The sequence below is a fragment of the Pseudomonas sp. Ors-4-3C genome, from assembly GCF_055755035.1.
Map to the genome: position 1 here is coordinate 5,947,065 of NZ_CM146900.1, position 14,634 is coordinate 5,961,698.

11 protein-coding genes are annotated in these 14,634 nt (G+C 61.7%); all 11 read left to right on the forward strand.

Going from position 1 to position 14,634, the window contains the following annotated elements; all coding sequences use genetic code 11:
* The first annotated feature begins 114 nt into the window (after positions 1 to 114).
* On the forward strand, positions 115 to 1,638 hold the full coding sequence (gene hutH, locus ACVHNU_RS26940) for a histidine ammonia-lyase (RefSeq protein WP_473018626.1): 1,524 nt from the start codon (positions 115 to 117) through the stop codon (positions 1,636 to 1,638).
* Positions 1,639 to 1,755: 117 nt separating this feature from the next.
* Complete coding sequence (hutH, locus tag ACVHNU_RS26945) at positions 1,756 to 3,288, forward strand: histidine ammonia-lyase (protein WP_003220818.1); 1,533 nt, start codon at positions 1,756 to 1,758, stop codon at positions 3,286 to 3,288.
* A gap of 100 nt (positions 3,289 to 3,388) precedes the next feature.
* A complete protein-coding gene (gene hutI / locus ACVHNU_RS26950; protein ID WP_473018627.1) occupies positions 3,389 to 4,594 on the forward strand; it encodes an imidazolonepropionase in 1,206 nt (401 codons plus the stop codon).
* Between the two features lie 10 nt (positions 4,595 to 4,604).
* Complete coding sequence (gene hutG, locus ACVHNU_RS26955) at positions 4,605 to 5,408, forward strand: N-formylglutamate deformylase (protein ID WP_473018628.1); 804 nt, start codon at positions 4,605 to 4,607, stop codon at positions 5,406 to 5,408.
* A 261-nt stretch (positions 5,409 to 5,669) separates the two neighbouring features.
* On the forward strand, positions 5,670 to 6,641 hold the full coding sequence (gene pip, locus ACVHNU_RS26960) for a prolyl aminopeptidase (protein WP_003220824.1): 972 nt from the start codon (positions 5,670 to 5,672) through the stop codon (positions 6,639 to 6,641).
* Positions 6,638 to 7,075, forward strand: a complete 438-nt coding sequence (dtd, locus tag ACVHNU_RS26965; protein ID WP_003220826.1) for a D-aminoacyl-tRNA deacylase — start codon at positions 6,638 to 6,640, stop codon at positions 7,073 to 7,075. The genes pip and dtd overlap by 4 nt, the downstream gene beginning before the upstream one ends.
* Before the next feature lie 307 nt (positions 7,076 to 7,382).
* A complete protein-coding gene (locus ACVHNU_RS26970) occupies positions 7,383 to 9,167 on the forward strand; it encodes a glucan biosynthesis protein G (RefSeq protein ID WP_198286788.1) in 1,785 nt (594 codons plus the stop codon).
* On the forward strand, positions 9,160 to 11,730 hold the full coding sequence (gene mdoH / locus ACVHNU_RS26975) for a glucans biosynthesis glucosyltransferase MdoH (RefSeq protein ID WP_473018629.1): 2,571 nt from the start codon (positions 9,160 to 9,162) through the stop codon (positions 11,728 to 11,730). Before ACVHNU_RS26970 ends, mdoH begins: the two co-directional genes overlap by 8 nt.
* A gap of 173 nt (positions 11,731 to 11,903) precedes the next feature.
* Positions 11,904 to 12,701 (forward strand): transporter substrate-binding domain-containing protein, encoded by a 798-nt coding sequence (locus tag ACVHNU_RS26980; RefSeq protein ID WP_400508931.1) that lies wholly within the window; start codon positions 11,904 to 11,906, stop codon positions 12,699 to 12,701.
* A gap of 132 nt (positions 12,702 to 12,833) precedes the next feature.
* Positions 12,834 to 13,793: an amino acid ABC transporter permease gene (locus ACVHNU_RS26985; protein WP_103485248.1), complete on the forward strand. Its 960-nt coding sequence runs from the start codon at positions 12,834 to 12,836 to the stop codon at positions 13,791 to 13,793.
* Positions 13,786 to 14,520, forward strand: coding sequence for an amino acid ABC transporter ATP-binding protein (locus ACVHNU_RS26990; protein ID WP_103520646.1), 735 nt, complete (start codon positions 13,786 to 13,788; stop codon positions 14,518 to 14,520). Before ACVHNU_RS26985 ends, ACVHNU_RS26990 begins: the two co-directional genes overlap by 8 nt.
* Positions 14,521 to 14,634 lie beyond the last annotated feature (114 nt).

Below are 14,634 nucleotides of genomic sequence, written 5' to 3' on the forward strand. Positions count from 1 at the left end.
CTCCCGCTCGAGCGCGCAGCGGTCGCAAAAATTTTGGGCCTGCTTCGCAGTCCAGCGGGAGCAAGCTCCCTCGCCACAGGTTGGTGTATCAACAGAATAGGCATGAGGTTTTAGATGTCCCAGGCTGAAAAAATCATCATCACTGGTACCCCCTTGCGTTGGCAGGACGTGGTCGCCGTCGCCCGTCACGGCGCCACCTTGGAGCTGTCGAGCGAAACCTGGGCGCGCATCGAAAACGCTCAGGGCATCGTCCAGCGCATCGTCGAAAGCGGCGAACGCGCTTACGGCGTCAACACCGGTCTGGGTGGTCTGTCCAACGTCTCGCTGAAGGACGAACAACTCAGCCAGCTCTCGCGCAATACCTTGCTCAGCCACGCCTGTGGCGTCGGCCCGGTGCTGCCTGATGAGCAGACTCGCGCGATCCTTTGCGCGGCGATCCACAACTACAGCCACGGCAAATCCGGCATTCATCGCCGTGTGGTCGAAGCGCTGCTGGCGTTGCTCAATCGCGGCATCACCCCGCAAGTGCCATCGCAAGGCTCGGTGGGTTACCTGACGCACATGGCGCACATCGGCATCGCCCTGCTGGGCGTCGGTAATGTCAGCTATCGCGGACAGATCACCTCGGCGCAACAAGCGCTGGCCGAAGAAGGCCTGCAACCGGTGCAGCTCGGTGCGAAGGACGGTTTGTGCCTGGTCAACGGCACCCCGTGCATGACCGGCCTCAGCTGCCTGGCGATTGCCGATGCGACGCGGCTGGTGCAGTGGGCCGACGTGATCGGCGCCATGAGTTTCGAAGCGCAGCGCGGGCAGATCGCCGCGTTCGATGCCGAGATCATCGCGCTCAAGCCACACCCGGGCATGCAGCAGGTCGGGATCAACCTGCGGGCCTTGCTCGACGGCAGTGAGGTGATCGCGGCGAGCCAAGGCATTCGTACTCAGGATGCGCTGAGCATTCGTTCGATCCCGCAGGTGCACGGCGCGGCGCGTGATCAACTGGCGCACGCGATCAAACAGGTCGAAGCCGAGCTCAACGGCTGCACCGACAACCCGTTGCTGCTGGGCACGCCGGACAACTTCCGGGTGATGTCGCAGGCCAACCCGCACGGTCAGTCGGTGGCGATGGCGGCGGATCTGCTGGCGATTGCCATGGCCGAGATTGGCTCGATTGCCGAGCGTCGTCTCGATCGTCTGGTCAACCCGCACGTCAGCGGTCTGCCGGCGTTTCTGGTGGCCAACCCGGGGGTGAACTCCGGGATGATGATCGTGCAATACGTCGCCGCTTCGCTGTGTGCCGAGAACCGCCAACTGGCGCAACCGGCCGTGCTCGACAACTATGTCACCTCCGGCTTGCAGGAGGACCACTTGAGCATGGGCACCAGCGCTGCGCTGAAGCTGCACCGCGCTCTGGAAAACTGCACGCAGATTCTTGCCATCGAATATCTGCTGGCGGCGCAGGCGTTCGAATTCCTCAAGGAACAGCGCTTCGGCGTGGGCACTGACCGGGCGTGGCGACTGCTGCGTGAAACAGTCCCGGCCTACGATCAGGATCGCTGGCTGGCGCCGGATATCGCCGCCGCCGCGAGCGTTTTGAAGGACCCGAATTCGCTGCACAACGTATTACCGAATCTGCACTGATTTTTACAACGCCAGCGTGCCAAGGCGCGGATCGTCCAAAAGGCGAAATGCGACGGACAACGGAATTATCCGGAGCGACTGGCGAGCCAATAACAAACTCTCAAAAGGAGCATTTTAATGACTGCGCTGAACCTGATTCCCGGCCAACTGAGCCTGGCCCAACTGCGTGACGTCTATCAACACCCGGTCAAACTGACCCTCGACCACAGCGCCTCCGCGCAGATCGAGGCCAGCGTGGCCTGCGTCGAGCAGATCCTCGCGGAGAACCGCACCGCCTACGGCATCAACACCGGTTTCGGCCTGCTGGCTTCGACCCGCATCGCCAGCGAAGACCTGGAAAACCTCCAGCGTTCGCTGGTGCTGTCTCACGCTGCCGGTGTCGGCCAGCCGATCAGCGATGAGTTGGTGCGCTTGATCATGGTGCTCAAGGTCAACAGCCTCAGCCGTGGTTTCTCCGGCATCCGCCGCGTGGTGATCGACGCACTGATCGCGCTGATCAACGCCGAGGTTTATCCGCACATTCCGCTCAAGGGATCGGTCGGTGCATCGGGTGACCTCGCGCCGCTGGCGCACATGTCGCTGGTGCTGCTGGGCGAGGGCAAGGCGCGCTACAAGGGCGAGTGGATGGAAGCCACCGAAGCGCTGAAAGTCGCTGGTCTGACCCCGCTGACCCTGGCGGCGAAAGAGGGTCTGGCACTGCTCAACGGTACTCAGGTATCGACCGCATTTGCCCTACGCGGTCTGTTTGAAGGTGAAGACCTGTTTGCCGGTGCGCTGGCAATCGGCGGTCTGACGGTTGAAGCGGTGCTCGGTTCGCGCTCGCCGTTTGACGCGCGCATCCACGCGGCCCGTGGGCAGAAAGGCCAGATCGACGCGGCCATGGCTTACCGCGATCTGCTCGGTGAGCGCAGCGAAGTCTCTGATTCGCACCAGAACTGCGAGAAGGTCCAGGACCCGTACTCGCTGCGTTGCCAGCCGCAAGTCATGGGCGCCTGCCTGACCCAGTTCCGCCAGGCCGCTGAAGTGCTGGTGGTCGAAGCCAACGCCGTCTCCGACAACCCGTTGGTATTCGCGGCTGAAGGCGACGTGATTTCCGGTGGTAACTTCCACGCCGAACCGGTGGCCATGGCCGCCGACAACATGGCCCTGGCCATCGCCGAAATCGGCTCGCTGAGCGAGCGCCGCATCTCGCTGATGATGGACAAGCACATGTCGCAGCTGCCGCCGTTCCTGGTGGCCAATGGCGGCGTCAACTCCGGTTTCATGATCGCCCAGGTGACCGCCGCGGCACTGGCCAGCGAGAACAAGGCACTGTCCCATCCGCATTCGGTGGACAGCCTGCCGACCTCGGCCAACCAGGAAGACCACGTGTCGATGGCTCCGGCCGCTGGCAAGCGCCTGTGGGAAATGGCCGAGAACACCCGCGGAATTCTCGCGGTGGAATGGCTGGCGGCGGTGCAGGGGCTGGATTTGCGTAACGGTCTGAAGACCTCGGCCAAGCTGGAGCAGGCGCGGGCGATTCTGCGCAAGGAAGTGCCGTTCTATGAGAAGGACCGCTTCTTTGCGCCGGACATCAATGCGGCGACTGAGCTGCTGGCTTCGCGGTGCTTGAGCGAGCTGGTTCCTGCGAAGCTTTTGCCTAGCCTGTAAGGGCCTCTTCGCGAGCAAGCCCGCTCCCACAGGGGAACGCATTTCAACTGTGGGAGCGGGCTTGCTCGCGAATCGATTTTGAACAAGACGAGGACTTGGGATGAAAACCCTCTGGCAACGCTGCCACGTCGCAACCATGGCGCAGGGCGTCTACTCGATCATCGAGGACGCAGCCATCGTCACGTCCGGTGCGCACATCGAGTGGATCGGTCCGCGCAATCTGCTGCCTTCTGGCGAATACCCGGCGGTCAACGATCTGCAAGGCGCGTGGGTCACCCCGGGGCTGATCGACTGCCACACCCACACAGTGTTCGGCGGCAACCGCAGCGGCGAATTCGAGAAGCGCCTGCAAGGCGTCAGCTACGCTGAGATCGCCGCGCAGGGCGGCGGCATCGCCAGCACCGTGCGCGCCACCCGTGAAGCGACTGAAGACGAGCTGTTCGCCAGCGCCGCCAAGCGCCTGAAAAGCCTGATGCGCGACGGCGTGACCACGGTCGAGATGAAGTCCGGCTACGGTCTGGATCTGGCCAGCGAACGCAAGATCCTGCGGGTGATTCGCCGGCTCGCCGCAGAACTGCCGATCAGCGTACGCAGCACCTGTCTGGCGGCTCATGCGCTGCCGCCGGAGTACAAGGATCGCGCTGACGACTACATCGAGCACATCTGCGCCGAGATGCTTCCGGCGCTGGCCGCCGAAGGGCTGGTCGATGCGGTGGACGCGTTCTGTGAATACCTGGCGTTCTCGCCGGAGCAGGTCGAGCGGGTGTTCATCACTGCGCAAAAACTCGGCCTGCCGGTGAAGCTGCACGCCGAACAACTGTCGTCGCTGCATGGTTCCAGTCTGGCCGCGCGGTATCACGCGTTGTCTGCCGATCATCTGGAGTTCATGGATGAGGATGACGCCATCGCCATGGCCAAGTCCGACACCGTCGCCGTGCTGTTGCCGGGCGCGTTTTATTTCCTGCGCGAAACCCAGTTGCCGCCGATGGACGCCCTGCGCAAACACAAGGTCAAGATCGCCATCGCCAGCGACCTCAATCCCGGCACCTCGCCCGCGCTGTCGCTGCGCCTGATGCTGAACATGGCCTGCACCTGTTTCCGCATGACCCCGGAAGAAGCCCTGGCCGGCGCGACCATTCATGCCGCGCAGGCGCTGGGCATGGCTGACACCCACGGTTCGCTGGAAGTCGGCAAGGTCGCGGATTTCGTCGCCTGGCACATCGATCGTCCGGCGGATCTGGCCTATTGGCTCGGTGGTGATCTGGACAAACGCGTCGTGCGTCACGGCGTCGAATCAAGTCTGTAGGAGAGCGGTTGTGGATAAGGTTCTGAATTTCAAACAAGGTCGCGTACCGCTGCTGATCAGCATGCCGCATGCCGGCGTGCGTCTGACGCCAGCGGTCGAGGCCGGGCTGATCGCCGATGCGAAAAGCCTGCCGGATACCGACTGGCACATTCCGCAGCTTTACGATTTTGCCGAGGAACTCGGCGCCAGCACGTTGGCCGCCGAGTACTCGCGGTTCGTCATCGACCTCAACCGTCCGTCTGATGACAAGCCGTTGTACGCCGGTGCCACCACCGGGCTGTATCCGGCGACGCTGTTCGATGGCATTCCGTTGTTCCGCGAAGGGCACGAGCCCTCGAAAGAAGAACGCGCGACCTACCTGGAACAGATCTGGACGCCGTATCACCGCACCCTGCAACAGGAGCTGGCGCGGCTGAAAGCCGAGTTCGGCTATGCGCTGTTGTTCGACGCGCATTCGATCCGTTCGATCATCCCGCACCTGTTCGACGGCAAACTGCCGGACTTCAACCTCGGCACCTTCAACGGCGCGAGCTGTGATCCGCAATTGGCGGAGCAACTGCAGGCGATCTGCGCCCGGCATGGCAATTACAGCCACGTGCTCAACGGGCGCTTCAAGGGCGGCCATATCACCCGCCATTACGGCAACCCCGCCGAGAACATCCACGCCGTGCAGCTGGAACTGTGCCAGAGCACCTATATGGAAGAGTTCGAACCGTTCCGCTACCGCGCCGATCTGGCGGAGCCGACGCGGGTGGTGCTGAAAGAGTTGCTGCAGGGCTATCTGGCCTGGGCAAAGTCGCACTACACCGCATAACTCGCAGAGAAAACTGTGGCGAGGGAGCTTGCTCCCGCTCGGCGGCGCAGCCGTCGTAAAGCGGCAATCCGGATTCAACCGGGAACACTCGGCTGACTGTTTTGGGGCTGCTCCGCAGCCCAGCGGGAGCAAGCTCCCTCGCCACAGGTTTTGATTCATGTCCTCAGGCATGCTCATTGACGTAAATCGGGTTTATGATGCCCAACGGCAGAATAATAGAAGTCCCCCCAGGGATGACCTCGACCCCTTACGGAGCGCGCAATGCAGACATTGTTTCCGCAGATCAAACCCCATGCCCGGCACGATCTGGCTGTCGATGACACCCACACGCTGTACGTCGACGAAAGCGGTTCGCCGGAAGGCTTGCCGGTGGTATTCATCCACGGCGGCCCGGGTGCCGGTTGCGACGCGCAGAGCCGTCGCTATTTCGATCCGAACCTGTATCGCATTGTTACCTTCGACCAGCGCGGCTGCGGACGCTCCACCCCGCACGCCAGCCTGGAAAACAACACCACCTGGGATCTGGTCGCCGACCTCGAGCGTATCCGCAAGCACCTGGGCATCGACAAATGGGTGCTGTTCGGCGGTTCGTGGGGTTCGACCCTGGCGCTGGCCTACGCGCAAACCCACCCGGAGCGCGTACACGGTCTGATCCTGCGAGGGATCTTCCTCTGCCGCCCGCAGGAAATCGAGTGGTTCTATCAGGCCGGTGCCAGCCGTCTGTTCCCCGATTACTGGCAGGACTACATCGCGCCGATCCCGCTGGACGAGCGCGACGATCTGCTCAGCGCCTTCCACAAGCGTCTGGTCGGTAACGATCAGATCGCCCAGATGCACGCGGCCAAGGCTTGGTCGACGTGGGAAGGGCGCACCGCGACCCTGCGGCCGAACCCGCTGGTGGTCGACCGTTTCTCTGAGCCGCAGCGCGCCCTGTCGATCGCGCGGATCGAGTGTCACTACTTCACCAACAATGCGTTCCTCGAGCCGAATCAACTGATTCGCGACATGGGCAAGATTGCCCATCTGCCGGGGGTGATCATTCACGGTCGTTACGACGTGATCTGTCCGCTGGACAACGCCTGGGAGCTGCATCAGGCGTGGCCGAACAGCGAGCTGCAGGTGATTCGCGACGCCGGTCACGCCGCCTCCGAACCGGGCATCACCGATGCGCTGGTGCGTGCCGCGAGCAACATGGCCCGTCGCCTGCTCGACCTGCCGCCCGAAGAAGCATGAAGGGGCTTTTACAGCGCGTGCGCGGTGCGCGAGTCGAAGTCGCCGGAGAGATAGTCGGTGCGGTGGATCAGGGTTTGCTGGTGCTGGTGGCGGTCGAACCCGACGACACGCGTACCAGTGCCGACAAACTTCTGCATAAGCTGCTTAACTATCGGGTATTCAGTGACGCCGAGGGCAAGATGAATCTGTCCCTGGCGGATGTAGGTGGCGGGTTGCTGCTGGTCTCTCAGTTCACCCTGGCTGCCGACACCAAGAGCGGGTTGCGCCCGAGTTTCTCGACCGCGGCCCCTCCGGCATTGGGCGAGGAATTGTTCGACTATCTATTAAGCAAAGCGAAACAGATGCATGGCACTGTGGCATCAGGTAGATTCGGCGCGGATATGCAGGTGCACCTGGTCAACGATGGCCCGGTAACCTTCCTGTTACAGACATGAAAGCGCTTGAAACATCTTTTCAAGGGCTTTTCGACTGAAAACAGGCGTTTTTCGCGATAAATACTTTGTTACCCCTGATGCGTTGTCACGCGGGCTACTAGATAATCGCGCGCTATGGGGATCAGCGTTCGCTGTTCCATTTTTGACTTAGGTAGAGACTTGTCTGGATCCGATTGGGGAATCATTTTGCCCTAGCGGAGTCGGAACAATGCTCGCCAACCTGGCATATAGATAGCTGGCCGTTGGTTTTTTGATCTGTTTTCGGCGAGGGTTGCTCGTGATTGTTAGTCCCTGTAATGCAGCAAAAATGTCTGCCAAACGCATGCGAAGTGCCCTGGTAGCGGGTTCGGCGCTCCTGTGCCTGCTCAGCGCCGGCCAGCTTTGGGCGTTCAATCTTGACGATGTATCGGCCAAGGCTAAAGAGCTGGCCGGGCAGAAGTTCGAAGCCCCGCGCAGCAACCTGCCGAACGAATTCCGTGATATGAAGTTCGCGGACTACCAGAAAATCCGCTTCCTCACCGAAAAAGCGGAGTGGGCCGATCAGAAGACTCCATTCAAGCTGTCCTTCTACCACCAGGGCATGCACTTCGATACGCCGGTGAAAATCAACGAAATCACGGCGAACACCGTCGAAGAGATCAAATACGATCCGACCCGCTTCGATTTCGGCGACCTCAAGTTCGATCCGAAGGCCACTGAGCAACTGGGCTACGCCGGTTTCCGTGTGCTGTACCCGATCAACAAGGCCGACAAGCAAGACGAAATCATGACCATGCTCGGCGCGAGCTACTTCCGCGTCGTTGGCAAAGGTCACACCTACGGTCTGTCGGCCCGTGGCCTGGCGATCGATACCGCGCTGCCGTCGGGCGAAGAATTCCCGCGTTTCCGCGAGTTCTGGATTCAACAGCCGAAGCCGGGCGACAAGCACCTGGTGATCTTTGCCCTGCTTGATTCGCCGCGTGCCACCGGTGCCTACCGCCTGATCGTGCGCCCGGGCAGCGACACCATTGTCGACGTCAAAGCGCAGATGTTCCTGCGTGACAAGGTCGGCAAACTGGGCATCGCGCCGTTGACCAGCATGTTCCTGTTCGGCGCCAACCAGCCGTCGAAAGTCCTCAATTACCGTCGTGAACTGCACGACTCCAGCGGTCTGTCGATTCATGCCGGCAACGGCGAGTGGATCTGGCGTCCGCTGAACAACCCGAAACACCTGTCCGTGAGCAACTTCAGTGTCGAGAACCCGCGTGGTTTCGGCCTGCTGCAGCGCGGCCGTGACTTCAGCCACTACGAAGACCTCGACGATCGCTACGACAAGCGCCCAAGCGCCTGGATCGAGCCGAAGGGCGAGTGGGGCAAGGGCACCGTTGATCTGGTAGAAATTCCGACTGCCGACGAAACCAACGACAACATCGTTGCCTTCTGGAGTCCGGAAACCATGCCGGAGCCAGGCAAGCCGCTGGACTTCGCCTACCGCATGCACTGGACAATGGACGAAGCGGCGATTCACGCCCCCGACAGCGCCTGGGTCAAGCAGACCCTGCGTTCGACCGGCGACGTCAAACAGTCGAACCTGATTCGTCAGCCGGACGGCAGCGTCGCTTACCTGGTCGACTTCGAAGGTCCATCGCTGGCGGCTCTGGCCCCGGATGCCGACGTGCGCAGTCAGGTCAGCGTTGGCGATAACGCCGAACTGGTCGAGAACAGCGTGCGCTACAACCCGGAAACCAAGGGCTGGCGCCTGACTCTGCGGATGAAGATCAAGGACGCGAGCAAGGCCACCGAGATGCGCGCCGCACTGGTACAGCCAGTCGTGACCGCTGATCTGGCCAAGTCTTCGGTACCGGCGTCGAACTCGTCGGTGGCCAAGGCTGACAAGGTCGCGGCCAAGCAACAAGAGAAGGAAGACAAGGAAGCCAAGGCCGCCGAAGCCAAACAGGCCGACGCCAAGCCAACCGCAGATGCCAAGGACAAGGCCAACAAAGACGCCAAGCAGCCAACCGCTGCAAACGCGGCCCCAGCCACACCGGAATCGGCACCGACTGAAGAAGTCCTGACCGAGACCTGGAGCTATCAGTTGCCTGCCGATGAGTAATTCTCAAGTACAGCCGGAGACTCTGTCCGAGTATCTGGCGCATCTGCCGATGACCGACGAGCAGCGCGCGGAACTCGCGGGCTGCCAGTCCTTCAGCGAACTGCACCAACGCCTGTCGTCGTCGACGTTCGACGCCCCTGCCGAAGCCGCCCAGGCTTCGGTGGGCAAGCGTCTGACCCTGAGCACCGCCGAAGAACTCGAAGAGGCGGAAATGCTGGTGCTGGACGCCAGTGGCCGGGTCAGCCTGAAAGCCACGCCGCCGATTCGCCGCACGAAGGTCGTGCCGGAGCCGTGGCGCACCAATATTCTGGTGCGTGGCTGGCGCCGCCTGACCGGGCGCACCAATCCGCCGAAGCCGCCGAAAGACGAGCGCGTTCTGCCGGCTGCGCGCTGGCGCACCGTCGGTTCGATCCGTCGCTACATTCTGTTGCTGCTGATGCTCGGTCAGACCATCGTTGCCGGCTGGTACATGAAAGGCATCATGCCGTACCAGGGCTGGTCGTTCGTCGATCTGGACGAAGTCCTGCACCAGCCGCTGCTGCAAACCGCCACGCAAGTGCTGCCGTACGCACTGCAAACCAGCATCCTGATTCTGTTCGGGATTCTGTTCTGCTGGGTCTCGGCCGGTTTCTGGACCGCGCTGATGGGCTTCCTCGAGTTGCTCACCGGTCACGATAAATACCGTATCTCCGGCAAAAGCGCGGGCAACGAGCCGATTCCGAAAGACGCCCGTACTGCGCTGGTGATGCCGATCTGCAACGAAGACGTGCCGCGGGTATTCGCCGGTCTGCGCGCCACGTTCGAATCGGTCGCGGCCACCGGTGATCTGGATCGCTTCGACTTCTTCGTCCTCAGCGACAGTAACGACACCGATATCTGCGTTGCCGAGCAACAGGCCTGGCTGGATGTCTGCCGTGAAGCCAAAGGCTTCGGCAAGATCTTCTATCGCCGCCGTCGCCGTCGTGTGAAACGCAAGAGCGGCAACCTCGACGACTTCTGCCGTCGCTGGGGCGGTGACTACAAGTACATGGTCGTGCTCGACGCCGACTCGGTGATGAGCGGGGAGTGCCTGACCAGTCTGGTACGCCTGATGGAAGCCACGCCGGACGCCGGGATCATCCAGACCGCGCCGCGTGCGTCGGGCATGGACACGCTGTATGCGCGTATGCAGCAGTTCGCCACCCGCGTTTATGGTCCGCTGTTCACCGCCGGTCTGCACTTCTGGCAGTTGGGTGAATCCCACTACTGGGGTCACAACGCGATCATCCGCATGAAGCCGTTCATCGACCACTGCGCCCTGGCGCCGTTGCCGGGTAAAGGTGCGTTCTCTGGTGCGATCCTGTCTCACGACTTCGTCGAAGCCGCGCTGATGCGTCGTGCCGGTTGGGGCGTGTGGATTGCCTACGACCTGCCGGGCAGTTACGAAGAGTTGCCGCCAAACCTGCTCGATGAACTCAAGCGTGACCGTCGCTGGTGCCACGGTAACCTGATGAACTTCCGCCTGTTCCTGGTCAAGGGCATGCACCCGGTGCACCGTGCGGTGTTCCTGACCGGCGTGATGTCGTACCTGTCGGCGCCGTTGTGGTTCTTTTTCCTGGTGCTGTCGACCGCGCTGCTGGCGGTGAACACGCTGATGGAGCCGCAGTATTTCCTCGAACCGCGTCAGCTCTATCCGTTGTGGCCACAATGGCACCCGGACAAGGCGATCGCGCTGTTCTCGACCACCATCGTGCTGCTGTTCCTGCCGAAACTGCTGAGCATCATCCTGATCTGGGCCAAAGGCGCGAAAGAGTTCGGCGGCAAGTTCAAGGTGACCCTGTCGATGCTGCTGGAGATGCTGTTCTCCATGCTGCTGGCGCCGGTGCGGATGATTTTCCACACCCGTTTTGTGCTCGCCGCGTTCCTCGGCTGGGCCGCGACCTGGAACTCGCCGCAACGTGACGATGACTCCACGCCGTGGAGCGAGGCGATCAAGCGCCATGGCCCGCAGACCCTGCTGGGTTTCTGCTGGGCACTGCTGGTGATCTGGCTGAACCCGAGCTTCCTGTGGTGGTTGGTGCCAATCGTCGGTTCGCTGATGCTGTCGATCCCGGTGTCGGTGATTTCCAGCCGTGTCGGTCTGGGCCTCAAGTCCCGTGACGAGAGCCTGTTCCTGATCCCCGAGGAATACAATCCGCCGCAGGCACTGCTGGCGACCGACCAGTACACCCACGAGAACCGTTGGCATGCACTGAACGACGGCTTCGTCCGCGCGGTGGTCGATCCGCAGCAGAACGCCCTGGCGTGCTCGCTGGCGACGGCCCGTCACGGTCAGGCCGAGCCGATCGAGTTGCTGCGTCAGGAGCGTGTGCGTCACGCCCTGAAGGCGGGTCCGGCGGCACTGAGCAACCATGATCGCCTGCAATTGCTGAGCGATCCGGTGGCGCTGGCGCGTCTGCACGAACTGGTCTGGGCCGAAGGCCACAACGAGTGGCTGGATGCCTGGCGGGCCTCGGTGAAAGCCGATCCGCATGCACCGCTGTTGCCGTTGCGACCGCTGAGCATGCAGGCTCAGCCGGCCTGATAAGAAGCCCCGCCATCCAGCGGGGCTTTTTTATTGTTAAACAAATCGTCCATTAACTCTTGTGCAAAAGAACGAGTGCGTTAGCATCCGTCCCCGAATTGGCGCACCCGGGCATTTTTGCCCATCACTGCTGGTTTTCGCGCCGCACATGCAATGGTTTTGGGGACTTGAAGATGAAGAAGTATCTGTCGATGCTGCTGGTCGGCGTCACGGCACTGGTTGCAGTCAATGCGGCGCACGCCGGCGCAATCGATGACGCGGTCAAGCGCGGCACGTTGAAAGTCGGTATGGATCCGACTTACATGCCGTTCGAAATGACCAACAAGCGCGGCGAGATCATCGGCTTCGAAGTCGACATCCTCAAAGCCATGTCCAAGGCCATGGGCGTCAAGCTCGAGCTGGTGTCCACCGGTTACGACGGGATCATCCCGGCCCTGATGACCGACAAGTTCGACATGATCGGCAGCGGCATGACCCTGACTCAGGAACGCAACCTGCGCCTGAATTTCAGCGAACCGTTCATCGTCGTCGGCCAGACCCTGCTGATCCGCAAGGAGCTGGAAGGCACGATCAAGTCCTATAAAGACCTGAACACCGCCGACTACCGCATCACCTCCAAGCTCGGCACCACCGGTGAGATGGTCGCCAAGAAGCTGATCGCCAAAGCCAGGTACCACGGCTACGACAACGAGCAGGAAGCCGTGCTCGACGTGGTCAACGGCAAGGCCGACGCGTTCATCTATGACGCGCCGTACAACGTGGTCGCGGTGAACAAGGTCGGCGCCGGCAAACTGGTGTTCCTCGACAAGCCGTTCACCTACGAGCCGCTGGCCTTCGGCCTGAAGAAGGGTGATTACGATAGCATCAACTTCATCAACAACTTCCTGCACCAAATCCACGAAGACGGCACCTACGATCGCATCCATGACAAGTGGTTCAAGAGCACCGAGTGGCTCAAGGACATGGAATAACACTGGGTCAGTCAGACCGAGTCGCCCCATTCGCGAGCAAGCCCGCTCCCACATTTGAAATGCAGTCCAAATGTGGGAGCGGGCTTGCTCGCGAAGAGGGCCTGCCAGGCAACACAAAATCCGGAACCTGCAATGAAACAGAAAAAAGCCCAATGGCCCTGGCACGTCCTGACCGTGCTGGTGCTGGTCGGCCTGGCGGGCGCGTTGTATTACGCCACGTCGCTGATGTCCTACGAATGGCGCTGGAATCGCGTGCCGCAGTACTTCGCCTATCAGGCCGAAGAATCCCAGCGTGCCACCGATATTTCCACCGTCACCGAACTGGTGCGCAAGGGCGGCAGCGCGCAGGTCACCCTGCGCAACGACGCCGGTGACGAGCAGCATCTGACCGTCGACGAGAACAGCCTGCAATTCGCTCAGGGCGACGATGTGGCGGAAGGTGACGTCGTGGGCGTGACCCGACATTGGGCGGCAGGGCCGCTGTTGTGGGGCCTTTGGACCACGCTGTGGCTGTCGGTGGTGTCTGGAGTACTCGGTCTGCTGATCGGTCTGGTCACCGGGCTGTGCCGCCTGTCGAACAACCCGACCCTGCGCGACCTGTCGAGCATCTACGTCGAACTGGTGCGCGGCACGCCGCTGCTGGTGCAGATTTTCATTTTCTACTTCTTCATCGGCACGGTGATGAACCTGTCCCGCGAGTTCGCCGGGATCGCCGCGCTGTCGCTGTTCACTGGCGCGTACGTGGCCGAGATCATCCGTTCCGGCGTGCAGTCGATTGCCCGTGGCCAGAACGAAGCGGCGCGTTCGCTGGGTCTGAGCGCCGGCCAGTCGATGCGCCACGTGGTACTGCCGCAAGCGTTCAAACGCGTGCTCCCACCGCTGGCCGGACAGTTCATCAGTCTGGTGAAAGACACCTCGCTGGTGTCGGTGATTGCGATTACCGAGCTGCTGAAAAGCGGTCGCGAAGTCATCACTACCTCGTTTTCGCCGTTCGAGATCCTGTTCTGCGTCGCCGGCCTGTACCTGTTGATCAACCTGCCGCTGTCGAAAATCGCCAGCCGGCTTGAGCGGAGGCTCGCGCAAAGTGATTGAAGTCCGCGATCTGGTAAAAGTCTTCGACACCCGTGGCCAGGTAGTCCGGGCTGTGGATAACGTCAGCACCACGGTGGCCAAGGGCGAAGTGCTGGTGGTGATCGGCCCGTCCGGTTCCGGCAAGTCGACCTTCCTGCGCTGCCTCAATGGCCTGGAAGAATTCGACTCGGGCTCGGTGAGCATCGATGGCCTGCAACTGGCCGACCCGAAAACCGACGTCAACGCTTACCGCCGCGAAGTCGGCATGGTCTTTCAGCACTTCAACCTGTTCCCGCACATGACCGTGCTGGAAAACCTCTGCCTGGCGCAGAAAGTCGTGCGCAAGCGCGGGCAAAAGGAAAGCGAGGCCAAGGCCCTCGCGTTGCTGGAAAAGGTCGGTATTGCGCAGAAGGCGCGGGAATACCCGTCACGCCTGTCCGGCGGTCAGCAACAGCGCGTGGCAATTGCCCGGGCGCTGGCGATGGACCCGAAAGTGATGTTGTTCGACGAACCGACATCGGCCCTCGACCCGGAAATGGTCGGTGAAGTGCTGGATGTGATGAAGAACCTGGCCGTTGAAGGCATGACCATGGTTTGCGTGACCCACGAAATGGGTTTCGCCCGGGAAGTGGCGGATCGGGTGCTGTTCTTCGATCACGGCAAACTGCTGGAAGATGCTTCCCCAGCCGAGTTCTTCGATGCACCGAAGGATCCACGGGCGCAGGCTTTCCTGCGGCAGGTCCTGTAATTTTCAGCGCCTGATCTGGCGCCTTCGCGAGCAAGCCCGCTCCCACAGTTGACCGAGTTGTCCAGGCGGACGCGGTTCAATGTGGGAGCGAGCCTGCTCGCGAAAGCATCACCT

Coding starts and splice junctions, on each gene's coding strand:
- hutH (WP_473018626.1), top strand. CDS start 115: ATGTCCCAGGCTGAAAAAATCATCATCACTGGTACCCCCTTGCGTTGG.
- hutH (WP_003220818.1), top strand. CDS start 1,756: ATGACTGCGCTGAACCTGATTCCCGGCCAACTGAGCCTGGCCCAACTG.
- hutI (WP_473018627.1), top strand. CDS start 3,389: ATGAAAACCCTCTGGCAACGCTGCCACGTCGCAACCATGGCGCAGGGC.
- pip (WP_003220824.1), top strand. CDS start 5,670: ATGCAGACATTGTTTCCGCAGATCAAACCCCATGCCCGGCACGATCTG.
- dtd (WP_003220826.1), top strand. CDS start 6,638: ATGAAGGGGCTTTTACAGCGCGTGCGCGGTGCGCGAGTCGAAGTCGCC.
- ACVHNU_RS26970 (WP_198286788.1), top strand. CDS start 7,383: ATGTCTGCCAAACGCATGCGAAGTGCCCTGGTAGCGGGTTCGGCGCTC.
- mdoH (WP_473018629.1), top strand. CDS start 9,160: ATGAGTAATTCTCAAGTACAGCCGGAGACTCTGTCCGAGTATCTGGCG.
- ACVHNU_RS26980 (WP_400508931.1), top strand. CDS start 11,904: ATGAAGAAGTATCTGTCGATGCTGCTGGTCGGCGTCACGGCACTGGTT.
- ACVHNU_RS26985 (WP_103485248.1), top strand. CDS start 12,834: ATGAAACAGAAAAAAGCCCAATGGCCCTGGCACGTCCTGACCGTGCTG.